Source organism: Mesorhizobium sp. 113-1-2, assembly GCF_016756475.1.
GTDB classification, from domain to species: Bacteria; Pseudomonadota; Alphaproteobacteria; order Rhizobiales; family Rhizobiaceae; genus Mesorhizobium; species Mesorhizobium loti_C.
This window is the reverse complement of record NZ_AP023242.1, coordinates 4,020,355-4,045,238: the sequence shown is the minus strand read 5'-3', so window position 1 is coordinate 4,045,238 and position 24,884 is coordinate 4,020,355. Positions and strand designations below refer to the sequence as shown.

Genomic DNA, 24,884 nt, shown 5'->3' with positions numbered 1-24,884 from the left:
GGAGGTCGAAAAAATGGCAATTCTGCTCAACCGCAGCACCCGGGTCATCGTCCAGGGTTTCACCGGCAAGATCGGCAGCTTTCACGCCGAGGACATGAAACGCTACGGCACCAAGCTGGTCGGCGGCGTCACGCCCGGCAAGGGCGGCCAGAAGCATCTCGGCCTGCCCGTCTTCAACACGGTCAAGGGCGCGGTGCGCGAGACCCGCGCGGAGGCCAGCATCGTCTTCGTGCCGCCGCCCTTCGCCGCCGATTCGATCATGGAAGCGGCGGATGCCGGCATAAAACTCTGTGTCTGCATCACCGACGGCATCCCCTCGCAGGACATGATGCAGGTCAAACGCTACATGCTGCGCTACCGCTACGAAGACCGCATGCGGCTGATCGGCCCGAACTGCGCCGGCGTCATCACGCCGGGACAGGCGCTGATGGGCATCATGCCCGGCAGCATCTACCTGCCTGGCCGCGTCGGCATCGTCGGCCGCTCAGGCACGCTCGGCTACGAAGCCGCCTCGCAGATGAAGGCGCTCGGCATCGGCGTGTCGACCAGCGTCGGCATTGGCGGCGATCCAATCAACGGCTCGTCCTTCAAGGACATGCTGAAGCTGTTCGAGCAGGATGACGAGACCGACGCCGTGGTGATGATCGGCGAGATCGGCGGACCACAAGAAGCCGAAGCCGCGATCTGGGCGCGTGACAACATGCGCAAGCCCCTGATCGCCTACATTGCCGGCCTCTCCGCCCCGAAAGGCCGTCGCATGGGCCATGCCGGCGCCATCATCTCGGCTTTCGGCGAGTCGGCGCAAGAGAAGGTCGAAATCCTGAAAGAGGCCGGTGTCGTCATCGTGCCGACGCCGTCGTCGTTCGGCGAGGTCGTGGCGGATACGCTGGCGCGGATGAAGAAGGCGGCGTGATGGCCGACCGGGCGAAGGCCGCATAGCGCAAGACGTGACGTCTGTGCCAGCGGCACTGAAGCCGCTGGAAGACGTCGTGCTGTTGCCACATCTCGGCAGTGCGACCGAGGAAATGCGGGTGGCGATCGGCATGAAGGTGGTGGTGAACCCGACCGCCTTCTTCGAGGGTCGCCCGGTCGCCGATCGGCTCGCCCGACAGCCGGCGCCGCCCTCGATTCAGGGCGCGGCTATAGCAGCAATCGATGCCGACAGATCGGGAAAGCAGTTTGGAACAGAGCAGAGGCATCAACTTTCGTGAGGACGAGCGCAGCCTTTTGTTGCGCCTGCTGCTGCAGGTCGCAAGCGCGCGTGAGCCCGAGATCGCCGCCGTCCTGACCGGACGCAGGTCGCTTGTCTCCCTCGCCGCGGAGCAGCGCATCCCGGCGCTTCAGGCGAGCGGCGTATGGTTCCAGTTGCTGGCGATAGCAGACGAGTTGCTTGCCATGCGGGCGCGTCGCGAACTCGAACAAGGCGCGGGTGCCGACGAAGTGCCGGGTTCCTTCGCCAGCGTGATCGCGCAGATGGCAGCCAACGGCCACTCGGCGCAGCAAGTCCAGGCGACGCTCAATGAGCTTTGCGTCGGCCCGACCATGACCGCGCACCCGACGGAGGCCAAACGCGTCACGGTGCTGGAGATCCACCGCCGTATCTATCGTAAGCTGACCGAGCTCGATCAGCCGCGCTGGGCGCCGCGCGAACGCGACCTGTTGATCGCCGATCTGGAAAGCGAGATCGAGCTTCTGTGGATGACGGGCGAGTTGCGACTCGAGCGCCCGACTGTCGAACGCGAAATCGCCTGGGGGCTGCATTTCTTTCGCGAGGTCATCTTCGAGGCAACGCCGCAGCTCTACGGCAAGCTTCAAGGCGCCTTCGAGCGTCACTATCCGGGAGAGCCGATCAGAATTCCCTCCTTCATGCGCTATGCCTCGTGGATCGGCGGCGATCGCGATGGCAATCCCAATGTGACGGCCGCGGTCACTGCCCATGCCATGACCGAATACCGCGATACCGCCACAGGCTGGTATCTGACGCAGGTGCAGCGGCTGGTGACGGTGCTCAGCGCCAGCTCGAATGTCGTCACCCTGCCGGCCAGCTTCAAACCGGTGCTGCAAACCGCGCTCGATAAAAGCGGACAGGCGCGCATGATCGCCGCCCGCAACCCTGATGAACCGCTTCGCCAGTTCGCTTCGGCCTTGCTTGCCCGGCTGGAGGCCACGCGAAACGGCGGTACGGCGGCGTACCACTTGGCAGAGGCGTTTCGTGCTGATCTGAACGGCCTGTCTTGTGTCCTCTCAGCAATCGGAGGAAGCGCGGTAGCCAAGCGTTTCGTCCAGCCTCTGCTCTGGCAGGTCGGAAGCTTCGGCTTCCGTACGGTCTCGCTCGACATCCGGCAGAACTCCACGGTGGTCAACCGGGTGTTGGCCGAGTTGTTTGCGCTGACAGATCCCATCGATCCGGTCGCGGTTGGTACTCCGCAATGGTCGGCGCGCATTCGCGCAGCCATCAGCCAGGGCGAGCGGCTGGAGATCGACGCAGGCCGGCTCTCGCCTGAAGCAGGTGAACTGCTTTCGACATTCTCCGTCATCCGCGACCATACATCCGGCTTGGATGCCGAGGCTGTCGGCTCTTTCATCCTCAGCATGACCCGCTCGGCCGACGATCTCCTGGCGGTCTATCTGCTGGCGCAATATTGCGGACTTTCAACCTCGCCCGGTGGCGGCGGCACAATCAGGCTGCGGATCGTGCCATTGTTCGAGACCATCGCTGATCTACAGGCCGCCCCTGGCATCCTGAATGATTTGCTCGCCGTTTCGCTGGTGAGGCGCACGGTGCGAGATTTCGGCGCGCGCCAGGAGATCATGCTTGGCTATTCAGATTCCAACAAGGACGGCGGCTTCCTCGCGTCCAATTGGGAACTGGCAAAAGCGCAAAAGCGCCTCGCTGTCGTCGGGCACAAGCACAAGGTCAGGATCAGTTTCTTCCACGGTCGCGGCGGCTCTGTCAGCCGTGGCGGCGCGCCGACCGGCCGGGCGATCGCGGCGCAGCCCGAAGCCACTGTCGCTGGAACCATGCGGGTGACCGAGCAGGGCGAGGTCGTATCGTCTAAATTCGCCAATCGCGGCACCGGGCTCAACCAGCTCGAGATTCTCGCCGCCGGCGTGCTGGCCCACAGTGTCGGATCGCCCGGTGATGTCGAGGCGAAGGAAACGCCGGAGTTCAACGAAGCGCTGGAAGCGCTGGCAGGCATGTCGCAGGCATCCTATGCCGGGCTGATGGCTGAGCCTGGCTTCCTCGACTATTTCAACCAGGCGAGCCCGGTCGCGGAACTGGCACTCCTCAAAATGGGTTCACGGCCGGAGCGCCGTTTCGGCGCCAGCGGTATTGCAGACCTGCGCGCCATTCCATGGGTGTTCGCCTGGAGCCAGAACCGTCATCTGTTGACCGGTTGGTATGGCATCGGCAGCGCGCTCAGCGCTTTCGTCGCGGTGCGCGGCGAGGCCGGGCGCGAGCTTCTGGCGCGCATGTTCGAGCACTCGCGCTTCTTCCGCCTGATCGTCGACGAGGCGGAAAAGACGCTTTACCAGTCCGACATGGAGATCGCTCAGCTCTACGCCCGCCTGGTGTCCGACAGCGATGCGGCCCGGCGGATCTACGCCCGCATCGCCGCCGAATACGAGCTGACGCGGCGCCTGATTGGTGACCTCACGGGAGGCGATCTCTCAGCGCGCTTTCCAATGTTCAAGCGGCGCTTCGACAATCTGCGGCGACAGATGGATGATATTCACCGGCTGCAGGTCGATCTGTTGCGTGAAGTTCGGACAAACACCGGGACAGTGGATCAAAAGCGAGCCACTGACGCTCTGCTCGTATCGATCAATTGCATCTCGGCCGGCCTTGGGTGGACGGGATAGGCTCGGGTTTTGCCAAGCCGTGGTCGTTCAAGGCACCTACAGCGCATCGCTTTCGGCGGCAAAGGGCTGGCGCATGAGGGAGAGCCGGCGATCGGCGATCACCCTTGCCGGGCGCCGCTCGCCGTGAATTGAAACCTCCAGCGCCGTGCCGGGCGGGCCAAGCCCCAGCGGCGGCAGCGCCAATGCTATGTCATGGCCAAACGCGGTGGGAGTAACCTGCCGCCTGAAGCGTCATCATGAGCTCAGTGCGCATTCGCGTAACAAGCTTGTGATTTTCGCATCAAGATCGCGAGCGACGGCAAGAGCCTCCAAACTGCAATAAGGGAGCAGACAACTCTCCATTTTGTCGTAGGAGACATGCACGCCATCGGAACGTTCATCAACAAGGACTGTGACTGGCGCGTAAGATCCAGCATCGGGAACGTGCCTGACCATTTCTTTCATGATGAGTGGATTGCCCACCAGGAACCGCATGCTCTTGGGAGTCTCGGTTCCAGTTTCGCGGCGCAGAATGGCGCCCAGGTCGAATTCCGCGAAGAGCATGAGACCTGTGCGGCCGAGGCCGCTTTGCACGACGCGCTCCAATTCCGGAAAGGAACTTGCGGCCCTCGTCGCCTTGAAAAATTCGACTATGTCAGGTTGCCCGACCGCTGACTTGAGCGCGGCCACAACGGCGTCGAATGGTTTGGAACACGTCAGGCTGAAACGCTCAACCTCGACCTTTGCGATTGTCATTTCTTTCTCCGCAACAGCTCTCATGAATTAAAGGCGCGGCCGATTGCGCCGGATTATGCCACCGCCGATTACGCTTCCAGGAAGGTCCGGACGTGGCTGACGAACAATTCGTGGTGCTGAAACAGGGCGCCGTGGCCGGAATCGGGATAGAGGACCAGCTGGGCGTTGCTTAGAGCCTTGAACATTGCGTAGGCGTTGTCCGCCGGCAGCATGGTGTCGTGGCTGCCGCTGACCACAAGGGTGGGCTGGTGGATGGCGCGCAGAATGGCGTGCTCGGGATCAGGAGTGGCGCACCAGGTAATAAGCGCCTTGGCCTGCGGATCGGTTACCGTGCTGCCGTTATCGGTATCCCGGTCTTCCTTACGCACCTTCGCCCGGTTCAGGAACGCCAGGCCGGCCGACTGGCTGGCGGACGACTTCGTGAAGAACAGCGGCAGGCGGGGGTCCGGCGCCTCCGTTTGGGAAAACGCGTCCTGCAAAACCGCCAATAGGTGTTCCTCTCCGCCTTTCGGAGCGGTGCCGACGAGGATGAGCTTGCGGACCAGCGTTCCGTGCTCGGCGGCGATCTGCTGCGCGATGAAGCCGCCGAGGGAAAAGCCCAGCAGGTCGACTTCGGAGAGGCCGAGCAGTTCGATAAAGGCGACCGCGTCCCGGGCCATCGCCGCGATATTGTCGGGCGTTTGGCCTGTCGAGCGGCCGACCCCGGCGTTATCGAAAGCGATCACCGGTCGATCGGTGGCCAGGACATTCACGACGGCGGGGTCCCAGGCGTCGATGTTGCCCGAGAAATGCTGCAGGAGAACCAGCGGCGTTCCGGTCGATGGGCCGAGGCGGCGATAGGCGAAGCGGATTCCGCTGCCTTCGATGTAAAGGGTGGGCGCCGTTTCTAGTGTGGTGGCGTCCTGGCTCAAGGTGTCGAGTTCAGTCATGTCATCCTCCGGGTGCTTGGCATTGGATAATCGAGTGGGAGTAGCTGGCGCGGTTTTTTGGCTAGGTTTGAGCCGCTCGCGGTCCAACGCATTCCGTAGTCCGCCGAGCGGGGTGGTGCTCCCGGCACGAAAGTGCCGGGAGCGGTATCGTCACTTCACGAGTGCGGCCTTTTCAATCACCGCGGCGACTTCCTTCGCGTGGACGACCAGGGAGGCATGGCTGCCGGCGACCTCCGTCGTCTGGGCCTTCATCCTGTTGGCGAAGATCTTCTGGACCTCGGGTGCGATGACCTTGTCCTTCGTGCTGATCACATAGAACGTCGGCTTGTCGCGCCAGGCTGCCTTATCGACTGGTGCCTCGAACGCCATGTGGTTCAACGGGAGCTGATGATTTGCCAAGGATTCGGCGATCTCCGGAGGAAGGTCGGCCGCGACTGCCGAAGGAAACACTTTGGGATCGATGTAGAGGTTGCCTTTTTCGTCGGGGTGAATCGCCGCGGCGCCTTCGGTTGCCGGACCGCTCTTGGCTAAGCTCGCCAGAGATTCTCCCACGTCGGGCGCGAATGCGGAGACGTAGACGAGCGCCGAGACGTTGGGATCGTCACCTGCTTGCGTGATGACCACACCGCCCCAGGAGTGGCCAACAAGAACGGTCTTGCCTTTCTGTTTGGCGAGCGCCTGTTTGGTGGCATCGACGTCCGCTGCGAGGGAGGTGAGCGGGTTTTCGACGAGCGTTACGTTGTAGCCCTTCTTCGTGAGGATATCGGCAACCGGCTTCCAACTCGTCTGGTCGACGAAAGCGCCATGGACGAGCACGATATTGTGGGCCGCCCCCTTGGGCAGTTGAGCTGATTGGGCGGGGGCGGCAATTGTTGCTCCGGCCATGAGGATGGTGGCGACGGAGAGTAGAAGATTTCGCATTGATTGCTCCTGTTGAGAAGACGGACGACGGGGGTCCGAGGAAGGGCAGGCGTGTCGGCAACAGTCGCGGCTCTCCCATCCGCCGTTCGGGTGATGGTTGCCGCGCGACCTGTTGGCTCGACTTGCGATCAACTAGTACGTGGAGTGTTTGGACGTTAGGCCTCAATCGTCCGAATATTGTGTCTGACCGTCCGTCGTATTAACATCGGGACGATGGACATCCTCGCTGAAGTGCTCGATCGCGTTCGCCTGGGCGGAACCTTGCTGTTCCACTTCGAGCTCGGTCATCCCTGGAATGTCGCGTTGCCGAGGCGCCCCTATGCCCTGTTCCACTATCTCAGCCGTGGCTCGGCTACCCTCGCGCTCGAAAAGGGACAAGAACTCCACATGAGCGAGGGCGACTTTGTCGTCGTCACGCGTGGCGAGCCCCATGTGATCTACTCGGATAGCCGGACGGAGCCGTTGCCGATTGTCGACATTGATCGGCTGGCCGGACGTCTTGGCCTCATTCGTCACGGAGGCGGCGAGCAGCCGCTCGCGACGATGATCTGTGGTAATTTCACTGTGGCGCGGCCGTCGCGCGGCAGCGTTTTGGAATTGCTTCCACCCCTGCTTCTCCTGAAGCCGACGGAAGACGGCGGATGGCTCGAGGCGATTCTGCAACGCATGGTGAGCGAGGCGGCGTTCGAGCGTCCCGGACAAGGCGTCGCGCTGTCACGTCTGACTGAAGTGCTCTTCGTTGAGGTGTTGCGAAGCTGGATCAAGTCGCTCGGCCCCGGAGAAGGTGGGTGGCTGGGGGCGATGGCGGACCCGCACATAGGACCGGCCCTTCAGTTGATCCACGAACGACCGGATCGGCCCTGGACGCTTGGCGAGCTCGGGCAAAGCGTGGGGCTTGGCCGGTCGGCGTTTTCGGCTCGCTTCACGAGGCTCGTTGGCGAGCCCATGTACCGTTATCTGATCTCACGCCGGATGTCGGAGGCCGCATTTCTGCTCGAGACAAGCGACGAGGCGATTGCACGGATTGCGACCCGTGTCGGCTACGAGACCCCGGCCGCGTTTTCGAAGCTGTTCCATCGACATCATGGGCTATCGCCTGGCCGCTACCGAGCATTTCGCCGCTCTGACGGTGGCCGGAAGCAAGGGAACGATCTGGAAGCAGAAGTCGTCGATTGACCTCCCGCGCTTGTCGTCGCGCGACAAGATCAGGCCAAGATTGCGCAACAAAACTTAACATCACTTCACGCATGCAGCCATCTTCGCCTGAAATAGTCCGAGCATCGGGGGCTCTTACTGCCCCGCTGCTCTGGAGCATGCATGTTCAAAATGGTTTCTGGACTCTTCGCCGGCCGGGCCTCCCTCGCGGCGATGGCAATCCTGTTTTCAACGGAGATCGTGCAGGCGGCGGACGCCATTGCCGTCGATACCGCCACCGATACCGGGGATTCGACCCCGCCGCCCGATCCTTCGCGCTTCGGACGCTTCGAACAGAAACTGGCCGACTGGCATGTCGTCCTGGGCGGCGGCGCCATCATCGTCCCCAAATATGAGGGCAGCAACGAGTTCAAGGTCATGCCGGTGCCTTTCATATCGGCGACATTCCTCGACACGGTGAGAATCGACCCGACGGGCGCCAACATCGCCCTCTATGAGCAAGGACCGTTCGAATTCAGCGCGCGCCTTGGCTATGACATGGGCCGCAAGGAAGACGATTCCGATCATTTGCGCGGCCTGGGGGATGTCGACATCGGCGCCATCGTCGGCGCCAAGGCGGCGATGAAGTTCGGCCCGGCCGAAATCTTCGCGCAGCTGGACAAGACCATTGGCGGCAGCGAGGGGATGGAGGGTACGCTTGGCATCGAGGTGACCCAGCCTCTGTCCCCGTCATGGATGGTCGGCGCCGGCGCATCGGTCGTCTTCGCCGACGAGAAATACATGCAGGCCTATTTCGGCGTCACGCCGGAACAATCGGCTCGCTCGGGGCTGGCCCAATACAACGCCGGCGCGGGGTTGAAGCGCGCCGATTTTTCGATTTCCGCCACATATATGCTCAATCACAACTGGATGGTGCGTGGCCAGGCGGGGGTCGGCATTCTTATGGGGGACGCTGCCGACAGCCCTGTTGTCGTCGGCAAGGTCCAGCCCTCGGGGATGCTTCTCGTCGGATATCGGTTTTGATGCCCACACATAATGCAATGCAGGCCGCGGTAAGCTCCAGCCGGATCGATCTGAACGCCGAGTTCAAATCGCCGAGGCAAGGCCCGCACATCCTCATTGTCGAAGACGATATCGAGATCGCGCGCATGCTGGGCGAGACGCTCGCGGAAAACGGCATGATCGTGGAAGTCGCCAGCAATGGCGTGCGGATGAACGCCGCGCTTCGCAACCAGAAATTCGATCTGATCGTGCTCGATATCATGCTGCCTGGCGAGAACGGCCTCAGCATCTGCCGCCGGCTTCGCACGCAAACGAACGTTCCGATCCTGATGCTGACCGCCCTTGGCGAGGAAATCGATCGTATCTTCGGGCTGGAGATCGGCGCCGACGACTACGTGACCAAACCGTTCAGCGCGCGCGAACTGACGGCAAGAATAAGGGCGTTGCTGCGCCGCACGGCCTACGCTCCCGACGAACGCGACCGCACGAAGGTGCTTCGGTTCAACGGCTGGCGCCTCGATCCCGTTCGCCGGCAATTGCATGATCCCAGCAATGCGCGGGTTGCGACCACGACGCATGAATTCGATCTGCTGCTGGCGTTCTGCCGCAATGCAGGCCGGGTTCTGTCGCGCGAGGAGCTTCTGAGCGTCACCCATGCCGGGCTTGCCGGCCCGATCGAGCGAAGCGTCGACGTCCATGTCAGCCGGATCCGCCAGAAGATCGAAAAGGATGCGCGCGATCCGGTTCTTCTCAAGACTGTGCGGCTGGGTGGTTACATCTTCACTGCCACGGTGGAGGAAGCGTGAGGGATCTGGTCCGCCGCTTCCTGCCGCAGTCGGTGCGCGGGCAGTTCGCGGCGATCATTTTCATGGCCGTGATCGTGATCATGTCCGCCGGATCGGCCTTCGAAGGTTTGATCGAGAATGTCGACCTCCCCGTCGTGGAAGATAGCGCCAGGCGGGCTGCAACTGTCGCTGCCTTGTTGCGCCAAACACCAACTGAGGCCCGCGGCGCTGTTCTGGCCGCGGCAACGCGCGCCGGCTTTGATTTCAAGATCCTGCCCAGGCAACAGATCAGCAATATTCCGGATTCCTATCTGCAATGGCGAAGCATCACATGGCTTCTCCAGATCGAGAGCAGCTCGATCGCTGGACGCTGGATAAGGATCGGCGGCCAATACGCGTTTGTTATCGATCTGGACCAGCAGAGCGTCCTGGCGCATTTCGGCATGCCCGATTCCTGGCTGACATCAGGCTTCGTCCGCGTCTCGTTCTACAGGTTCATGGCTTTCATCGCCTTGCCCGTGCTGATCTGGCTGTTTGCGGTCTGGGCCGTGACGGAGCCGTTGAAGCGCATCTCGGCGGCAGTGGGAGAGGCCGAGATCGAGAATGGCAACGAGCTTTTCGCCGAACGCGGCTCCATCGAAATGATCGGCCTGGCACGCGCGCTGAACAGGATGAGAACGCGTATCCGCACCATGATCGAGAACCGCACGCGCATGCTGCGCAGCGTCAGCCATGATCTGCGCACACCCTTGACGCGGCTTCGGCTTCGCGCCGAGCGCATGGATGACGGCCCCGTTCGAACCGCCATATTGTCCGATATCAGGCACATCGAAGATCTGATCGACGAGACTCTGACCTATCTGCGCAACGACGTCTCGACGGAAAAGCTGCAGCGGGCCGATATAGCCAGCGTGCTGCAAACTGTCTGCGCCGAATTCTCCGATGTCGGGTTTTCGGTTTCCTATTCAGGGCCGGACAGGCTTCCGGGCTGGTGCAAGCCCAACGCGCTGGCGCGCGCCATCACCAATCTGTGCGACAACGGGGTCAAATTCGCCGGCAACGTCACCGTCGCATTGACACAGACCGACACGGCGGCGCGCATCGCGGTGGGCGACGACGGACCAGGCATTTCGATGACGGCACGCTCCCGCGTTTTCGAACCCTTCTTCAAGGAGGATATGTCACGCGGCGTTGCCTCGAAGCACGGTTTCGGCCTGGGCCTCTCGATCGTGGCTGACATCATCCAGGGCCATGGCGGCAAAATCGAGTTGCACGACAACCAGCCAACCGGCCTCGTCGTGACCGTCGATCTGCCGAATGGACCCGAGGTCCAGCCGCAATAGAGCGGCCGGCGCTATACTCAGGGTCTGATGATCGCCGGAGGTTACTTCAAGGCGTCCGAAGGCTTGCTTCAGGAATTTTGGTGCGGTCGAGAAGACTCGAACTTCCACGGGTTGCCCCACAGCGACCTCAACGCTGCGCGTCTACCAATTCCGCCACGACCGCACGTGGTAGGAGCCGGAACCGACCGGCTCGCGGCGTGTAGCAAATCGTTTCCGGCGAAACAAGTGCGCCGCACGCAATAATATCCAGCGATTGGCACAATGGTCCACAGGATTGGAAAACACCGCCTGAACTGGACGTTTGCGCGCGATATCGCCATATGGTGTGCACAAGCGAAAAAACGAAAACCCATGACTGAACGCAGCCAGATCGCCACGTCGTTCCTGCCGCTCCCCGGTTCGGCACCGGTCGAGTGGCGCATTGAGCCTGGCCTCACGGCCTATCCCGATGCGCTGGCCTTCATGGAAGCCCGCGCCGAGGCGATCCGCAGCGGAGCCGCCGGCGAAATGGTCTGGCTGGTCGAACATCCCCCGCTCTACACCGCCGGCACCAGCGCCCGCATCGAGGACCTGATCGATCCTGATCGCTTTCCGGTCTTTTCGGCCGGGCGCGGCGGCGAATACACCTATCATGGACCCGGCCAGCGGGTCGCCTATGTCATGCTCGACCTGAAGCGGCGGCGCGAGGATGTGCGCGCCTTCGTCGCCGCGCTCGAACAGTGGATCATCGGCACGCTCGCCACCTTCAACGTGCGCGGCGAACGGCGCGAGGACCGGGTTGGCGTCTGGGTGGTGCGGCCCGATCGCCCTGCCCTGCCGGACGGCTCGCCGGCCGAAGACAAGATCGCGGCAATCGGCATAAGGCTGCGGCGCTGGGTGAGCTTTCACGGCATCGCCATCAATGTCGAGCCGGAGCTCGAGCATTTCGGCGGCATCGTGCCCTGCGGTGTGCAGGACCACGGCGTCACCAGCCTCGTCGACCTCGGCCTGCCCGTAACAATGGCCGACCTTGATCTGGCGCTGAAATCAGCCTTTGAGGATGTGTTCGGTGCAGCGACCGCCTTGCCTATCCAAGCGACACGCAAGGCCGGCTGAACCTTTCGGGCTCAACACGAGCTCAAAGCAATTGCGCCGACGCCCACAACACACCGCAGCCATGAATGGTGAACACCGCCAGCAGCGCGCCGGCGATGGCGAAGCGGTCAATGGTGCGGATTGGCTCCAACTCGTAGCGCGGCTTCACGCCGCTGCCGACAGTGAGCAGGCTGAGGATCGAAAAGACCGCTCCCGCCACGATTAGAAAGCCGGAGGAGAAGCCTGCCTGTCGGCCGAGTGCCAGGAAGACGGAAAGCAGGAAGAACGAGGCCAGCGCCAGCACGACCGGCCCCGGGCAGATCTGGCGCAGAACCTGGCCGCCATCGAACTTCCACACCGGCACCAGATTGGCGATGTTGAACAGGGCCGCACAGCCTGCCAGCGCCGCCAGCAGCGCGGCTGCGGCCTTGTGCCCCTCGTTGCCGGCAAACGTGCTGGCAGCAATGACAATCGGCACCAGGAAGGCGGAAAAACCCGCCCCCATCAGCGCCACGAAGGCCACTTCGAAACGGCTGTTATAGGGCCGGCCGCCAATGGCGATGCCGCCGAGCAGCGGAATGAAGATCATCCGCGCCCTGCGATGGCCCATCAGCCGGAACGCCGCCATATGGCCGAGCTCGTGCAGGGCCACGACCGAGGTGAGGATCGCGGCCAGCGCCAAGCCGCCGAGATGGAGACCGAAGAACGGCCACAGGATCAATGCCGACAGCACGGCAAAGCCGACCTGGCTCAGCGGATGCTCGAACCAGCCGCCCTTGCGGTACTGTCCGGTTACCGCCCAGCGCTGCAGCTTGGACAGCTCGCGGCGCATGGCGAAGTACCGAAACACCAGAAAGGCAACGCCGCGGTAACGATCCGTCTGGCTGAGCGTCACCCGCGTGCCGCTGCCTTCGGAGACGAGCTCGGCGGTTTCGCGATAGTCTTTCCAGAACGAGCCATCGAGCGCGGTATCCTCGAGGACGCGCATGGCGAAGCGGCTGCCCTCGACGACGTCTTCAAACCGCGCCCTGCGTTCGATCGGCTTGCCGTCGCGGCCTTCCCACGACAGCATGATGCGGGACACGCCCTCCCCGTCCAGCGGCTGGGCCGACAGGATCTCGCCGGACCAGCCGGCATCGCTGCCAAGCGGCCACAGCGCCTGCCAGAGGCGCTGGCGGTCCATCGCAATCGCGCGGCTCATCCTGACCGTGCGCAAACCAAGCGGCACGGTCATCAAGAGAAAGATCAGCCCGAGATTGCTGGCCACCAGAATGGCCGTGACGATGGGCGACACCTGGACATTGCTCCTGCCTTAGAGGAGCTACCCTAGCGTCGCGGCGGCAAGAAAGGTTTAACGGCGGAGCGGTTTTCGCCCGCCGGAAACCAAGGCGGCGAGAGCCGCCAAATCACATGGCGCCGATCCAGATCGCCATGGAAATGAGGAATGTGCTCATGCAAACCAGCGAGATGACATCCTGAACCAGATCGGTCATAACTCTCTCCTGTTGTTGATATGTTCGCAATTTGTTCTAATTTTGTTTCAATGTCAACGCCCGCAGAGATATGGTGATAGGACGGGAATTTGGGACGGTTAGTAAAAGGTTAACCGCTCGCTGGGAGGCGAGTGAAGCTGCTATTGACCTCACGAGGCAGGCCATCCCCGAGCAGCGCCGCGAAGGTTACGATTGCGGGCATCCACAGACTTCCCGGTTGAAGCCTTGCTCGCACCGGTATGAACCGCCATGCGGGCAGCCGAAGATCAATGAATAGACGGTCGCCAGGATGACTACCAAGAAGAGCAATGCCGCAACCCCGAGAATGATCTTTTTCACGGCGGCCTCCGACCAGCGAGTGCCCACACAATATCACGCCTAAGCGGTTCCGCGGGCCGGTTGCACGAGGGTCTGGTGTGGTGGACCTGCTCTCCGCCATCCAACCCCAACGCCCCGCCCGAGAACGGCGCCGACCTTCGGTCGCTTGTTCATCTCCCCCGCGATTTTGGGGGAGGACAATGCATCCTTCTCATGAAAGTACCCTCGTCATTGGCAAATTTCTCGTGATATTTCGCCAATGGCTGAGGGGAGTACCCGTGATGGCGTGGCGGATTTGCGGAGTTTTGGCGATAGGCCTGATCCAGGCCGCGTTCCTTATCAGCACTTCGGACGCAAAGGCCGCCAACGCTGACGTGGAGCGCTGCATTCATTCGAAGACACCGAACGACAGGTTGCGTTATTGCTCGATTGCATTGAGAGGCAGACCTAGCGGAGAGATGACCGATCGCCTTCTTCTTCGAAGGGGCAACGCGCTGATGCAACTCGGAATATTCTCCGAAGCCGTCAAGGATTTCTCGCGCCTCATCGTGGCGCATCCGACCGTGGCTGGCTATGTCGACAATCGCACGGTCGCCCTGCGATCCCTCGGCCTTTTTCAAGAGGCTCTCGCGGACGCCAACCGCGCGGTACACTTGGCGCCGCACAAAGCCTTTGTCTATCACAGCCGAGGGCTTGTTTTTGAAGACCTGAAACAGTTTGCTGCAGCTTTGAGCGATTTCGACCAGGCAATTTCCCTCAACCCCAACAATCCGGGGTTCATCGTTGAGCGTGCGAGAATCAAGGCGGAAGCCGGCCGTACAAGTGAGGCCATCGAGGACCTTTCTCGCGCCATTGCCCAAGACCCCGGCAATCTGCCCGCCCTCAAGCAGCGCGGTATGACGCACCTCGCCCTTGGTGATCCCAACGCCGCGGCAGGCGATCTTCTCGCCTACAGCCGGGCGGTTCCCAACGATCCGGAAGTCGCGACTGCGATTGCCACCATTAAGCCTGCCGCAGGCAGGAAGCCTTCAACGCCTTGATGCGAGCCGCTGCGACCAGCCAGGACGCCATAAGGCCTATGCCATTTGAAGGGGCTGGCGCAGCCAATTGCCGCTGCCCCATATGAGCGACAGGCTACTGCCAGCCAAGGCACAATATTTCCTCCGCCCCATGGCGCCGGCTTCGATCACCCGCGCAAGGCAGCACAAGACCTGTCAGGCCATCTTTGCCATTATCTTGGCCATATCTGCCGTGTCGAACGCCCTCAGTGTCTGAGTTCTGATGTTGCCCAGCGATGCGATCGACAGGGCTAGTGCCGTCGCAGCAATGTCGTCGTCCGCTTCGGCAATCGCTACGACATCATGCTGGCCAAGCGTCCACAACAGGGTGTGAACCTTGACACCGCTCTTGCCGGCCATCGCCTTGAAGGCCTCAGCACGCTTCTGCGTATCCTTTATGGTCTTGATACCTTGATCTGTGAAATTCGACAGCAGTACGTAGTAAGCCATTCGTTCCTCCCACAGTAGGGAGCGGGCGGGCACTCACGGCGCGTCCGCCGTCTCCCGGAGCCTACGATAACACGAGACGGGTGTGCGAACCACAGGCGGCCAGACGCGCCATAGCGCAGCCTACAAAGGGACAACCTTGCCGTCGGCGAGCGTAACGCGCCGGTCCATGCGCGATGCCAGCTCGTGGTTGTGGGTGGCGATCAGCGCCGCGAGGCCCGATTGCTTGACCAGCGCGCCCAGCGCCTCGAAGACATAGGAGGCGGTGACCGGGTCGAGATTGCCGGTCGGCTCGTCGGCCAGCAACACCAGCGGGGCGTTGGCGACGGCGCGGGCAATGGCGACGCGCTGTTGCTCGCCGCCGGAGAGTTCGGACGGCCGGTGCGAGGCGCGCTTGCCGATCTGCATGTAGTCGAGCAGTTGCGCGGCGCGCTCGGCCGCTTCCTTGCGCGGCAGGCCCTTGATCAGCTGCGGCATCATGATGTTTTCCAGCGCGGAAAACTCCGGCAGCAGGTGATGGAACTGGTAGACGAAGCCGACATCGTTGCGGCGGATCGACGTGCGCTCGTCGTCGGACAGCCGCCCGCAGGCCCGGCCGGACAGGATCACGTCGCCGGCGTCGGGGCGTTCCAGCAGGCCAGCCGTGTGCAGCAGCGTCGACTTGCCGGTGCCGGACGGCGCCACCAGCGCCACCATCTCGCCGCGCTTCAACGAAAAATCGGCGCCGTTCAGGATGGTGAGCTTGCGCGGCCCCTGGACATAGTGCCGCTCGACGCTCTTCAGTTCGATAATGACCTCGGCCACTATTCGTACCTCAAGGCTTCGACCGGATCGAGGCGGGCTGCCCGCCATGCCGGAAACACCGTCGCCAGGAAGGACAGGCCGAGCGCCATGATGATGACATAGGTCGTCTCGCGCGGATCCATCTTGGCCGGCAGTTGGCTGAGGAAATAGAGCTCCGGGTTGAACAGCACCTTGCCGGTCATCCAGGAGAAGAACTGGCGGATCGATTCGATGTTGGTGCAGATGACCACGCCGAGCAGCACGCCGGCGAGCGTACCCGTCACCCCGATCGCCGCCCCTGTCATCAGGAAGATGCGCAGGATCGCCCCGCGCGAGGCGCCCATGGTGCGCAGGATGGCAATGTCGTGCCCCTTGTCCTTCACCAGCATGATCAGTCCGGAAATGATGTTGAGCGCCGCCACCAGCACGATCAGCGTCAGGATCATGAACATGACGTTGCGTTCGACCTGCAGGGCGGAAAAGAAGGTCTCGTTGCGCTGGCGCCAGTCGACCATGTCGATGGGCCGTTGCGCCGCCTCCTCCACCTTCGGTTTCAGCGCGTCGACATTGTCGGGATTGTCGACATAGATCTCGATCGTCTGCGCGCGGCCATCCATGTTGAAATAGAGCTGCGCTTCGGAGAACGGCATGTAGACGATGGAAGTGTCATATTCCGACATGCCGACTTCGAAGATCGCCGAAATCTTGTAGCCCTTCATACGCGGCGTCGTGCCAATCGGCGTGACGTCGCCATCAGGAGAGATCAGCGTAATGGTGTCGCCGAGCGTCAGGCCGAGATTCTCGGCCATGCGCTTGCCGATGGCGACGCCCTCACCCGAGTCGAAACCGGCGAGCGAACCCTGCTTGATGTTGTTGGCGACGATGGCGATCTTGCCGAGGTCTTCGCCGCGTATCCCGCGCACGAGCGCGCCCGTGCCGCCGCCGACATTGCCTTGCGCCAGCACCTGGCCGTCGATCAGCGGGATGGCGTATTTGACGCCGGGCACGCCATTGATGCGGCCGGCGACCTGGGCGTAGTCCTCAAGCGGCGAATCGAGCGGCTGAACGATCAGATGGCCGTTGACGCCGAGGATGCGCGTCAACAGCTCGGCGCGGAACCCGTTCATCACGGCCATGACGACGATCAGCGTCGCCACCCCTAACATGATGCCGAGGAAGGAGATCGAGGCGATGACTGAGATCACCGTCTCCTTGCGCCGCGAACGCAGATAGCGCCAGGCAACTGTGCGCTCGAAGAAGGAGAACGGGCCGGCGCCCGCCGATCTTGTCGCCGCCGCCTCGCTCATGCGGCGACACCGAAGCGTTTTTTCGCATCGGCGATCGGCAGCGTCACGCGCTCGCCGGTCTTGCGATTCTTGATCTCGACCTCGCCGGCAGCCACGCCGCGCGGCCCGACGATCACTTGCCAAGGCAGCCCGATCAGGTCGGCGGTGGCGAACTTGCCGCCCGGCCGCTGGTCGGTGTCGTCGTAAAGCACATCCTTGCCGGCGGCGGTGAACGCGGCATTAAGCTCATCGCTGACGCGGTCGCAGTCGGCGTCGCCCACTTTCATGTTGATCAGGCCGATGTCGAACGGCGCCACGGCGTCCGGCCAGATGATGCCGTTCTCGTCGTGGCTGGCTTCGATGATCGCGGCGACCAGCCGCGACGGGCCGATGCCGTAGGAACCGCCGGAGGCGAAATGATCCTTGCCGTCAGGTCCGGTCACCTTGGCACCCATCGGCTTGGAGTACTTCTCGCCGAAATGGAAGATGTGGCCAACCTCGATGCCGCGTGCCGAAACCTTGTCGCTCTCGGGGACCTTTTCCCAGGCCGCCTCGTCATGCATCTCGTCGGTGGCGGCGTATGGCGTCGTCCACGTCTTGACGATATCGGATATCTCGCCGTCATTGGCGAAGTCGGTATTGGCGTCGGGCACGGCAAGCGAAAGATAGTCGCGATGGCAGAAAACCTGGCTCTCGCCGGTATCGGCCAGGATGATGAATTCGTGGCTGAGGTCACCGCCGATCGGCCCGGTGTCGGCGCGCATCGGAATCGCCTGCAGGCCCATGCGCGTGAACGTCCTGAGGTAGGAGACGAACATCCTGTTGTAGGCAGCCCTCGCGCCCTCGAAATCGAGGTCGAAGGAATAGGCGTCCTTCATCAGGAACTCGCGCGAACGCATGACGCCGAAGCGCGGCCGCACCTCATCGCGGAACTTCCACTGGATGTGGTAGAGGTTCAGCGGCAAATCCTTGTAGGACTTCACATAGGCGCGGAAAATCTCGGTGACCATTTCCTCGTTGGTCGGACCGTAGAGCATGTCGCGATCCTGGCGATCCTTGATGCGCAGCATCTCCTTGCCATAGTCGTTGTAGCGGCCGCTTTCGCGCCACAGATCGGCCGACTGGATGGTCGGCATCAGGATTTCCAGCGCACCGGCGCGGTTCTGCTCCTCGCGGATGATCTGGCAGACCTTGTCCAGCACCCGCTTGCCAAGTGGCAGCCAGGAGAAGCTGCCCTGCCCCTGCTGGCGGATCATGCCGGCACGCAGCATCAGCCGGTGCGAGACGATCTCGGCCTCACGCGGATTTTCTTTGAGGATGGGCAGGAAATAGCGCGACAAACGCATGGACTGGTCCGTGAATGAGAACGGCCACGCCAGAATCGGCGCGACGCAGGCTTGCTTGACCCGGCTTCATAGCCATTTCATGGCGGAATGGAAACCCGGACATGGCGGCACATCAGCGCGTTACGGCCCGGAATCCTTCGGTTTCCAGGATCAGCCGCGCCGGCGATTGAGCATAGCGAACGTCTTCGGACTTGGCCGCCAATTCTTTGCGCGCGTCAATTCAGGACATGCCGCAAAGGCTCTGTGGTCGTTTCGAAAGCAAAGCATGCCATACTATTGTGCAGTGCAGCACGAGAATGCCTGTTTCGAGGCAAAATTCTTCGTGACATTTTCATTCGGCTTAGGCTAGTGTGCCGCGATAACCGAGAGGGCGGAGAAAAATCTGCTCTCCTACGCGGTCAAAGTCTTGGGAGGATGCGATCTAGGCGCGGTTATTCGCTGCCGCCGGAAACCGGAAACAGATCGGACGCGTTTAATTGCAAGGCCTCGTGCCTTGCATTTTTTTTGTGCAATCATCTGGTTAGCGCGGCGAGTTGCCACGATGCATGACCTTGCGTCAACAGGCGTACGGTCGCCGGATGTGACGGCAATCCGATCCCCTTCCGCGGCGCTCCGATGCGGCAAGAGCGCCCTCGCCGAGCGATCTACTTTGCCGGGGTCTGGCCGAAATCCGGCACGATGTGGGGGATGTCGTTGAGGCTGTATCCCAGCCCGTGCGTCAGGCCATAGAAAATGCCCATCAGAATCGCCGTGGCGATGGTCGTGCGGATCACTGCGCGCAGCATATGCGGTCCGCGCGGCGCGCTTGGAACCGTGCCCAGCGTCACGTCATGATCGTCATCCTGTGTGCGGACGCTGAACGGCAGCACGGCAAACAGCACCACCCACCAGGTCGCGAAAAACAGGGCGGTGAACGAAACCCAGCTCATGATTGCTCCAGTTCGATCAGCGTGCCGAAGAAATCCTTCGGATGCAGGAACAGCACCGGCTTGCCATGCGCGCCGATCTTGGGATTGCCGTCGCCCAGCACGCGGGCACCGGCGGCCTTGAGCTGATCGCGCGCGGCCAGGATGTCGTCGACCTCGTAGCAGAGATGATGCATGCCGCCGGACGGGCTCTTCGCCAGGAAAGCGGCGATCGGCGAGCCCTCGCCCAACGGTTCCAGCAATTCGATCTTGGTGTTGCCGACATTGACGAACACCACGGTGACACCATGCTCCGGCAAAGCCTGCGGCTCCGTCACTTCGGCGCCAAGCGTGTTGCGGTAAGCAGCAACGGCGGCGGCCAGATCCGGCACCGCAAGCGCGACATGGTTCAGCCGTCCGAGCATGTCCGACCTATCTCTCCTCTGTCCAATGGCTCGCGTCATACGTCAAATCGGCTGAGATCAACAGCCATCCACGAGGCGCGCACTGTCGCACTTTGGTGACATCCTCCCGAATCACGATCGAGGCTGGTCCGACCGGCAACCGCAAAGTACAAACGGCAATGTCTTGCATCCGCCCCACCCGCGCCCGCGTTTTCACCTTCGATCTCGGTTCATTCAAGATTGCTGCCTTGCTTGACGCCGTCGATATCAGAGACAATCTTGCATCGGCCTTCGCGACCGGACAGTTGCCAGCCGCCGTGCTCGAACTCGCGGTTTCGAACTTCATCGACCAGGATCGATACGAGCATTGTTTCATCCCGACGCTGATCGACACCGGAGCCCAAAAGGTCCTGTTCGACACCGGATGCGGAGATGCAGACAGTTCACTGCTGGACTGTTTGCGGGACCTTGGGCTTGGGCCTGATGATATCGATGTGGTGGTCATCACGCACGGCCACCCGGACCATATCGGCGGGCTCGTCAGGAATGGCGAACCCGTTTTCTCCCGGGCACGCTATGTATTCGGCGCGGCTGAATTCGCTTTCTGGACCGAGGGAACCGCGGTCCGCGAGGCCAGATTGGCCAACCGCGATCTGTTCAGGCAGATCTGTACCGGGCTGGCCGGCCGGGCAACTTTCGTGGCGCCCGGAAACGAGGTTCTGCCGGGCATCACCGCCATCGACGCGTCAGGCCATTCCCCTGGTCTCCTGGCGTTTCTCGTCGAAAGCGACGGCCAGAAATTGCTGATCTGGTCGGACGCCTTCCTGCACTATGTCGTGTCCATCCAGCAGCCGGAATGGCATGCCGATTTCGATGACGACAAGGAACAGGCGGTCGAGACCCGCAAGCGCCTGCTGAAGATGGCCGCCGAACAGCGCCTGCTGGTGGCCGGCCACCACATGCCATTTCCGGGCCTGGGCCACATCGAGTCGGAGAACGGTTCTTTTCGCTGGCTTCCGGTCAGCTATCAGCTGAACGTCTAGCTCTCGCCCTCACCTGGTGACGAACACCGTCACCAGCGGCTTCTTGCCCCAGGCTTCATTGGCGGCGCCGCGCACCGCGCGACGCACTGCTTCCTGCACGAGGTCGAGGTCCTTTCGCCGCTGGCGGGGAATCGAGTCCACCGCACCGACGGCCGCGTCGATCATCAGGTCCTCAAGAGTCTCGCCGCTGGCATCCGCCTCGGCGACGCCGATGGCGACCAGGTCGGGGTCGCCGGCGAGCTCGTATTTGTCGTCGAGCACGACATTGACCGCGACATGGCCGGCAAAGGACAGTTTGCGCCGGTCGCGAATGCCCATCGCCTGGTCGGTGCCGATCAGGTTGCCGTCCTTGTAGATGCGGCCGAACGGCACCTGGTCGATGATGGTGGCGGGGCCGGGAGCAAGTCGCAGCATATCGCCGTCGCGCACCTGCGCCACTTGGCCGATGCCGGAGGTCGACATCAGCGAGCCCTGTGCCACCAGATGCGCCGCCTCGCCATGCACGGGAACACCGATCTGCGGCCGCACCCATTCATACATCTTGCGCAACTCGCTGCGCCGGGGATGGCCGGAGACATGCACCAGCGCGTCGCCATCCTCGATGATCTTGATGCCGAGATCAATCAAGCGGTTCTTGATCTCGAGGATCGCCTTCTCATTGCCGGGAATGGTGCGCGAGGAAAACACCACCGTGTCACCCGCCGTCAGCGACACCGACTTCATCTCTTCGCGCGACAGCTTCGCCAGCGCCGCCAGCGGCTCGCCTTGGCTGCCGGTGCAGATGATGACCAGGTTCTCGCGCGGGATGAAGCCGAAATCCTCCTCGGCGATGAATTCCGGCAGGCCGTCCATATAGCCAAGCTCGTCGGCGACATCGATGACCCGCTTCAGCGAGCGGCCAAGCACCAGGCATTGACGGCCGGCATCGCGCGCCGCCTTGGCGATGGAGACGATACGCCCGACATTGGAGGAGAAGGTGGTGACGGCGACGCGGCCCTTGGCGGCCTGGATGACGCCCTTGAGGCCCTCGCCGACGGCAACTTCCGAAGGCGATTCGCCTTCGCGCAAGGCATTGGTCGAATCGCAGATCAGCGCCAGCACGCCCTTGTCGCCATAGGCCCGGAAACGCGCCTCGTCTGTCTTGGGTCCGATCGTCGGCTCAGGATCGATCTTCCAGTCGCCAGTGTGGATGACGGTGCCGGCCGGCGAGGTGATCGCCAGCGACATCGGCTCAGGAATAGAGTGCGCCACTGGAATGGCTTCGATCTCGAAGGGGCCGACGGTGAATTTCTCGCCCGCCCGGTAGATCGTCAGCGGGATTTTCGGTGCGCCCTGCTCGCCTTGCCGCTTGGCTTCCAGCAGCCCGGCGCTGAACGGCGTCATCCACACAGGCGCCTTCAGCTTCGGCCAGGTGTCGAGCAGCGCGCCGTAATGGTCTTCATGCGCGTGGGTGATGATGATGCCGCGCAGATTGGCGAGATTCTCCTCGATGAAGCGCGTATCGGGCAGGATCAGGTCTACGCCCGGATGCGCCGCGTCGGGAAAGGTGACACCGACATCGATGACGATCCATTCGCGCGCGCTCGGCGGGCCGTAGCCGTAGAGGGCGAAGTTCATGCCGATCTCGCCGACGCCGCCGAGCGGCACGAAGACGAGTTCGGCGTTTTCCGCTTTCGCCATGATTTTTCCCTTCCTGGCCATCAGGCCAAGCCCATTATACCCGTGCGGACGCCACAGCGCCGAAATGCACATCGCCGGCGGCGATCGTCAGGACAGTCCCCTCATCGTCGCGGATCACGAAACGGCAGTCCTCGTCAATGGTCTCGAACACGCCACGCACCACATTACCGTCAATTCTGACGGCAACCTCGCCGCCAAGCCCCGCCGCGCGCGCCAGCCAGCGCCGCCTGACCGCGGCAAGACCGCGCCCTTCATCCCACAGGCGGGCATTCTCGCTCCAGGCATCCGACAGCGCCAGGAACAGCGTTTCGGCATCGCATGTCGCGCCCAGAGTTCGCAGCGATGTCGCGGGATAAGGCAAATCCGTTGGATGCGCCACCACATTGACGCCGATGCCGACCGCGACCGCGAAGCGACCGCCATCCAGTATCGCCGACTCCAGCAGGATGCCGGCGAGCTTGGCGCCGGAAGCAAGCACGTCGTTCGGCCATTTCAGCTCGAAACGGTTTTGTCCCTGGCTTGCGCCATCCAGTCCGATGGCGATCCTGCCCTTTGGCACAACCGCGTCGAGCGCATCGGCAAGCGACAGGCCGGCGACAAAACCCAGCGTCGCGGCCAGGCGAAGCTCACCGCCGGTGACGACGAGCAAGGTCGCCGCCAGATTGCCTTCGGGCGACACCCAGGCGCGGCCGCGCCGGCCACGCCCGCTTTCCTGTTTTTTGGAAACGACCCATAGCCTGCCCGGGTCGCCTGCCCTTGCGTGGTCCAGCGCCACCGTGTTGGTGGAACCGATACTGTCATGGGCCTCAAGCCGGAACCCTTCCGACGCCGAGGTTGGAGCCAGCCGAAATGCCATCCCGTCAGAAAAATGTCTTGGCGGCGGCTTCGGCATAGGTACCGATCGGCCCGCCGATCAGCACATAGAACAGCACGAAGGCGCCGGAGACGCCGAGCACGAGGCGCAGTTCACTGGCCATCGGTACGAAGCCGCCGACCGGTTCATCAAACCACATGATCTTGATGATGCGCAGATAGTAATAGGCACCCACCACCGAGGCCAGCACGCCAATGATCGCCAGCGCGTAGAGGTTGGCGTTGATGGCTGCGAGGAAGACATACCACTTCCCCCAGAAGCCGGCGAGCGGCGGGATGCCGGCCAGCGAGAACATCAGGATGGTGAGAATCGTCGCCATGATCGGATTGGTCAAGGCAAGTCCGGCCAGGTCGCTGATCTGTTCGACATTGCCTTCCTTGCGCCGCATGGCGAGGATGAAGGCGAAGGTGCCGAGCGTCATCACCAGATAGATCAGCATGTAGATGGCAACACCACGCACGCCGGCCTGGCTGTTGGCGGCAAGGCCGACCAGCGCGTAGCCCATATGGCCGATCGAGGAATAGGCCATCAGGCGCTTGATGTTGGTCTGGCCGATCGCGGCAAAGGCGCCGAGCGCCATCGAGGCGATCGAGATGAAGACGATGATCTGCTGCCAGTCGGCGGCGATCGGCTTGAACGCGCCCATGGTGACGCGCACGATCAGCGCCATCGCCGCCATCTTCGGTGCCGCTGCAAGGAAAGCCGTCACTGGCGTCGGCGCGCCCTCATAGACGTCGGGCGTCCACATATGGAACGGCACCGCCGAGATCTTGAAGGCAAGACCGGCCAGCACGAAGACCAGGCCGACAACAAGGCCGAGCTGGCGCTCGCCGCTGCCAAGTGCTGAGGCGATTTCCTGGAAGCCGGTGTTGCCGGTGTAGCCATAGACCAGGCTGATGCCATAAAGCAGCATGCCCGACGACAGCGCGCCAAGGACGAAGTATTTCAGGCCGGCTTCAGTCGAACGCAGATTGTCGCGGTTGATCGCCGCCAGCACGTAGATTGCCAGCGACTGCAGTTCGAGCCCGAGATAGAGCCCGATCATGCCGTTGGCCGAGATCATCAGCATCATGCCCAGCGTGCACAGCAGGATCAGCACCGGATATTCGAACTTGTCGAAATGCTCCGCCTTGGCAAAGCGCATCGACATGACCAGCGTCACCGCCGAGCCGACCAGCGCCAGCACCTTCATGAAGCGGGAGAACGGATCCTGGATAAAGGCATTGCCATAGGCGCTGCCCAGCCCGGTGGAAAAGATCAGCCAGGCGCCGGCGACCACCAGCACGGCCACGGCAAGGCCGGTCACGGTGTTGGCGGTGTTGGCGCGCGAATAGGCGCCAACCATCAGCAGCGCGAGCGCGCCGATGGCAAGGATCAGCTCGGGCGTCGAGAGCGACAGGCTGGAGAGAAGGTCCGGCGTCATGGTTCGCAAAACCTCT

The 24,884-nt window shown here is 62.5% G+C and carries 25 protein-coding genes, 1 tRNA gene and 1 pseudogene; 11 read left to right on the top strand and 16 right to left on the bottom strand.

Going from position 1 to position 24,884, the window contains the following annotated elements; genetic code table 11:
- The first annotated feature begins 13 nt into the window (after positions 1 to 13).
- From sucD to JN279_RS19610, 3 genes and pseudogenes are all read left to right on the top strand, one after another.
- Positions 14 to 913: a succinate--CoA ligase subunit alpha gene (gene sucD, locus JN279_RS19620; RefSeq protein ID WP_096447120.1), complete on the top strand. Its 900-nt coding sequence runs from the start codon at positions 14 to 16 to the stop codon at positions 911 to 913.
- Positions 914 to 956: 43 nt separating this feature from the next.
- Positions 957 to 1,106 (top strand): annotated as a pseudogene (locus JN279_RS38940) (D-glycerate dehydrogenase); the annotation flags it as partial.
- A gap of 73 nt (positions 1,107 to 1,179) precedes the next feature.
- The gene (locus JN279_RS19610) at positions 1,180 to 3,864 is read left to right on the top strand and encodes a phosphoenolpyruvate carboxylase (protein WP_096447122.1); all 2,685 of its coding nucleotides are present in this window, start codon (positions 1,180 to 1,182) and stop codon (positions 3,862 to 3,864) included.
- A gap of 36 nt (positions 3,865 to 3,900) precedes the next feature.
- On the opposite strand, the gene JN279_RS19605 is transcribed toward JN279_RS19610, so the two are convergent.
- The 4 genes from JN279_RS19605 to JN279_RS19590 form a co-directional block, all read right to left on the bottom strand.
- Positions 3,901 to 4,047 (bottom strand): hypothetical protein, encoded by a 147-nt coding sequence (locus JN279_RS19605; RefSeq protein ID WP_202350017.1) that lies wholly within the window; start codon positions 4,045 to 4,047, stop codon positions 3,901 to 3,903.
- A 51-nt stretch (positions 4,048 to 4,098) separates the two neighbouring features.
- The gene (locus JN279_RS19600) at positions 4,099 to 4,599 is read right to left on the bottom strand and encodes a DUF302 domain-containing protein (protein ID WP_096447124.1); all 501 of its coding nucleotides are present in this window, start codon (positions 4,597 to 4,599) and stop codon (positions 4,099 to 4,101) included.
- A 68-nt stretch (positions 4,600 to 4,667) separates the two neighbouring features.
- On the bottom strand, positions 4,668 to 5,528 hold the full coding sequence (locus tag JN279_RS19595; RefSeq protein WP_202350016.1) for an alpha/beta fold hydrolase: 861 nt from the start codon (positions 5,526 to 5,528) through the stop codon (positions 4,668 to 4,670).
- 150 nt (positions 5,529 to 5,678) lie between these two features.
- Complete coding sequence (locus JN279_RS19590; protein WP_202350015.1) at positions 5,679 to 6,449, bottom strand: alpha/beta hydrolase; 771 nt, start codon at positions 6,447 to 6,449, stop codon at positions 5,679 to 5,681.
- Between the two features lie 213 nt (positions 6,450 to 6,662).
- Between JN279_RS19590 and JN279_RS19585 the strand changes: the two genes are divergently transcribed.
- The 4 genes from JN279_RS19585 (at position 6,663) to JN279_RS19570 (ending at position 10,734) form a co-directional block, all read left to right on the top strand.
- Entirely contained in the window at positions 6,663 to 7,625 is a 963-nt protein-coding gene (locus JN279_RS19585; RefSeq protein WP_202350014.1) for an AraC family transcriptional regulator, read from the top strand.
- Between the two features lie 141 nt (positions 7,626 to 7,766).
- A complete protein-coding gene (locus JN279_RS19580; RefSeq protein WP_202350013.1) occupies positions 7,767 to 8,627 on the top strand; it encodes a MipA/OmpV family protein in 861 nt (286 codons plus the stop codon).
- Between the two features lie 17 nt (positions 8,628 to 8,644).
- A complete protein-coding gene (locus JN279_RS19575) occupies positions 8,645 to 9,412 on the top strand; it encodes a response regulator (RefSeq protein WP_202353764.1) in 768 nt (255 codons plus the stop codon).
- Positions 9,409 to 10,734: a sensor histidine kinase gene (locus tag JN279_RS19570; RefSeq protein WP_202350012.1), complete on the top strand. Its 1,326-nt coding sequence runs from the start codon at positions 9,409 to 9,411 to the stop codon at positions 10,732 to 10,734. The genes JN279_RS19575 and JN279_RS19570 overlap by 4 nt, the downstream gene beginning before the upstream one ends.
- A gap of 78 nt (positions 10,735 to 10,812) precedes the next feature.
- Here JN279_RS19570 and JN279_RS19565 read toward each other — a convergent pair.
- Positions 10,813 to 10,897: transfer RNA gene (locus JN279_RS19565), tRNA-Leu, on the bottom strand.
- 188 nt (positions 10,898 to 11,085) lie between these two features.
- On the opposite strand from JN279_RS19565, the gene lipB reads away from it, so the two are divergent.
- Positions 11,086 to 11,829 (top strand): lipoyl(octanoyl) transferase LipB, encoded by a 744-nt coding sequence (gene lipB / locus JN279_RS19560; protein WP_202350011.1) that lies wholly within the window; start codon positions 11,086 to 11,088, stop codon positions 11,827 to 11,829.
- 22 nt (positions 11,830 to 11,851) lie between these two features.
- Here lipB and JN279_RS19555 read toward each other — a convergent pair whose 3' ends face one another.
- Together JN279_RS19555 and JN279_RS19550 are read right to left on the bottom strand one after the other, a co-directional pair.
- Positions 11,852 to 13,102 carry a site-2 protease family protein gene (locus JN279_RS19555; RefSeq protein ID WP_202350010.1) on the bottom strand — a complete coding sequence of 417 codons (1,251 nt, stop codon included), beginning with the start codon at positions 13,100 to 13,102 and terminating at the stop codon, positions 11,852 to 11,854.
- Between the two features lie 385 nt (positions 13,103 to 13,487).
- Positions 13,488 to 13,640, bottom strand: a complete 153-nt coding sequence (locus tag JN279_RS19550; protein ID WP_202350009.1) for a hypothetical protein — start codon at positions 13,638 to 13,640, stop codon at positions 13,488 to 13,490.
- 260 nt (positions 13,641 to 13,900) lie between these two features.
- On the opposite strand from JN279_RS19550, the gene JN279_RS19545 reads away from it, so the two are divergent.
- Complete coding sequence (locus JN279_RS19545; protein ID WP_202350008.1) at positions 13,901 to 14,659, top strand: tetratricopeptide repeat protein; 759 nt, start codon at positions 13,901 to 13,903, stop codon at positions 14,657 to 14,659.
- A gap of 174 nt (positions 14,660 to 14,833) precedes the next feature.
- On the opposite strand, the gene JN279_RS19540 is transcribed toward JN279_RS19545, so the two are convergent.
- The 4 genes from JN279_RS19540 to proS all read right to left on the bottom strand — a co-directional run bounded on the left by JN279_RS19540 (position 14,834) and on the right by proS (position 18,539).
- Positions 14,834 to 15,127, bottom strand: a complete 294-nt coding sequence (locus JN279_RS19540) for a GYD domain-containing protein (RefSeq protein WP_096447146.1) — start codon at positions 15,125 to 15,127, stop codon at positions 14,834 to 14,836.
- Positions 15,128 to 15,247: 120 nt separating this feature from the next.
- Positions 15,248 to 15,931, bottom strand: a complete 684-nt coding sequence (locus tag JN279_RS19535; protein WP_202353763.1) for an ABC transporter ATP-binding protein — start codon at positions 15,929 to 15,931, stop codon at positions 15,248 to 15,250.
- Positions 15,928 to 17,214 carry a lipoprotein-releasing ABC transporter permease subunit gene (locus JN279_RS19530; RefSeq protein ID WP_183460549.1) on the bottom strand — a complete coding sequence of 429 codons (1,287 nt, stop codon included), beginning with the start codon at positions 17,212 to 17,214 and terminating at the stop codon, positions 15,928 to 15,930. Before JN279_RS19530 ends, JN279_RS19535 begins: the two co-directional genes overlap by 4 nt.
- On the bottom strand, positions 17,211 to 18,539 hold the full coding sequence (gene proS, locus JN279_RS19525) for a proline--tRNA ligase (RefSeq protein ID WP_096447152.1): 1,329 nt from the start codon (positions 18,537 to 18,539) through the stop codon (positions 17,211 to 17,213). Before proS ends, JN279_RS19530 begins: the two co-directional genes overlap by 4 nt.
- Between proS and JN279_RS19520 the strand changes: the two genes are divergently transcribed.
- Positions 18,538 to 18,888, top strand: a complete 351-nt coding sequence (locus JN279_RS19520; protein WP_096447154.1) for a hypothetical protein — start codon at positions 18,538 to 18,540, stop codon at positions 18,886 to 18,888. The genes proS and JN279_RS19520 overlap by 2 nt on opposite strands.
- A 295-nt stretch (positions 18,889 to 19,183) precedes the next feature.
- On the opposite strand, the gene JN279_RS19515 is transcribed toward JN279_RS19520, so the two are convergent.
- Both JN279_RS19515 and mce read right to left on the bottom strand, forming a co-directional pair.
- Positions 19,184 to 19,468: a DUF1467 family protein gene (locus tag JN279_RS19515; protein WP_010910093.1), complete on the bottom strand. Its 285-nt coding sequence runs from the start codon at positions 19,466 to 19,468 to the stop codon at positions 19,184 to 19,186.
- The gene (gene mce, locus JN279_RS19510; RefSeq protein WP_202350007.1) at positions 19,465 to 19,869 is read right to left on the bottom strand and encodes a methylmalonyl-CoA epimerase; all 405 of its coding nucleotides are present in this window, start codon (positions 19,867 to 19,869) and stop codon (positions 19,465 to 19,467) included. The genes JN279_RS19515 and mce overlap by 4 nt, the downstream gene beginning before the upstream one ends.
- 227 nt (positions 19,870 to 20,096) lie before the next feature.
- On the opposite strand from mce, the gene JN279_RS19505 reads away from it, so the two are divergent.
- Positions 20,097 to 20,891, top strand: coding sequence for an MBL fold metallo-hydrolase (locus JN279_RS19505; RefSeq protein WP_244734036.1), 795 nt, complete (start codon positions 20,097 to 20,099; stop codon positions 20,889 to 20,891).
- 9 nt (positions 20,892 to 20,900) lie between these two features.
- Here the strand turns inward: JN279_RS19505 and JN279_RS19500 are convergent, their stop codons facing one another.
- Genes JN279_RS19500 through nuoN form a run of 3 tightly spaced genes read right to left on the bottom strand, consistent with a single transcriptional unit; the run spans position 20,901 to position 24,868 of the window.
- A complete protein-coding gene (locus tag JN279_RS19500) occupies positions 20,901 to 22,571 on the bottom strand; it encodes a ribonuclease J (RefSeq protein ID WP_096447160.1) in 1,671 nt (556 codons plus the stop codon).
- Between the two features lie 34 nt (positions 22,572 to 22,605).
- Positions 22,606 to 23,427 carry a biotin--[acetyl-CoA-carboxylase] ligase gene (locus JN279_RS19495; protein WP_202350005.1) on the bottom strand — a complete coding sequence of 274 codons (822 nt, stop codon included), beginning with the start codon at positions 23,425 to 23,427 and terminating at the stop codon, positions 22,606 to 22,608.
- A 4-nt stretch (positions 23,428 to 23,431) separates the two neighbouring features.
- Positions 23,432 to 24,868, bottom strand: a complete 1,437-nt coding sequence (nuoN, locus tag JN279_RS19490) for an NADH-quinone oxidoreductase subunit NuoN (protein ID WP_202350004.1) — start codon at positions 24,866 to 24,868, stop codon at positions 23,432 to 23,434.
- Between the last annotated feature and the right edge of the window lie 16 nt (positions 24,869 to 24,884).

Bases quoted from the DNA above. Each gene is read 5' to 3' on its own strand.
- JN279_RS19590 (WP_202350015.1), bottom strand. From the start codon at position 6,449: ATGCGAAATCTTCTACTCTCCGTCGCCACCATCCTCATGGCCGGAGCA.
- sucD (WP_096447120.1), top strand. From the start codon at position 14: ATGGCAATTCTGCTCAACCGCAGCACCCGGGTCATCGTCCAGGGTTTC.
- JN279_RS19600 (WP_096447124.1), bottom strand. From the start codon at position 4,599: ATGACAATCGCAAAGGTCGAGGTTGAGCGTTTCAGCCTGACGTGTTCC.
- JN279_RS19585 (WP_202350014.1), top strand. From the start codon at position 6,663: ATGGACATCCTCGCTGAAGTGCTCGATCGCGTTCGCCTGGGCGGAACC.
- JN279_RS19500 (WP_096447160.1), bottom strand. From the start codon at position 22,571: ATGGCGAAAGCGGAAAACGCCGAACTCGTCTTCGTGCCGCTCGGCGGC.
- JN279_RS19595 (WP_202350016.1), bottom strand. From the start codon at position 5,528: ATGACTGAACTCGACACCTTGAGCCAGGACGCCACCACACTAGAAACG.
- nuoN (WP_202350004.1), bottom strand. From the start codon at position 24,868: ATGACGCCGGACCTTCTCTCCAGCCTGTCGCTCTCGACGCCCGAGCTG.
- JN279_RS19515 (WP_010910093.1), bottom strand. From the start codon at position 19,468: ATGAGCTGGGTTTCGTTCACCGCCCTGTTTTTCGCGACCTGGTGGGTG.
- JN279_RS19540 (WP_096447146.1), bottom strand. From the start codon at position 15,127: ATGGCTTACTACGTACTGCTGTCGAATTTCACAGATCAAGGTATCAAG.
- JN279_RS19520 (WP_096447154.1), top strand. From the start codon at position 18,538: ATGGACTGGTCCGTGAATGAGAACGGCCACGCCAGAATCGGCGCGACG.
- JN279_RS19495 (WP_202350005.1), bottom strand. From the start codon at position 23,427: ATGGCATTTCGGCTGGCTCCAACCTCGGCGTCGGAAGGGTTCCGGCTT.
- JN279_RS19545 (WP_202350008.1), top strand. From the start codon at position 13,901: ATGGCGTGGCGGATTTGCGGAGTTTTGGCGATAGGCCTGATCCAGGCC.
- mce (WP_202350007.1), bottom strand. From the start codon at position 19,869: ATGCTCGGACGGCTGAACCATGTCGCGCTTGCGGTGCCGGATCTGGCC.
- JN279_RS19580 (WP_202350013.1), top strand. From the start codon at position 7,767: ATGTTCAAAATGGTTTCTGGACTCTTCGCCGGCCGGGCCTCCCTCGCG.
- proS (WP_096447152.1), bottom strand. From the start codon at position 18,539: ATGCGTTTGTCGCGCTATTTCCTGCCCATCCTCAAAGAAAATCCGCGT.
- lipB (WP_202350011.1), top strand. From the start codon at position 11,086: ATGACTGAACGCAGCCAGATCGCCACGTCGTTCCTGCCGCTCCCCGGT.
- JN279_RS19530 (WP_183460549.1), bottom strand. From the start codon at position 17,214: ATGAGCGAGGCGGCGGCGACAAGATCGGCGGGCGCCGGCCCGTTCTCC.
- JN279_RS19575 (WP_202353764.1), top strand. From the start codon at position 8,645: ATGCAGGCCGCGGTAAGCTCCAGCCGGATCGATCTGAACGCCGAGTTC.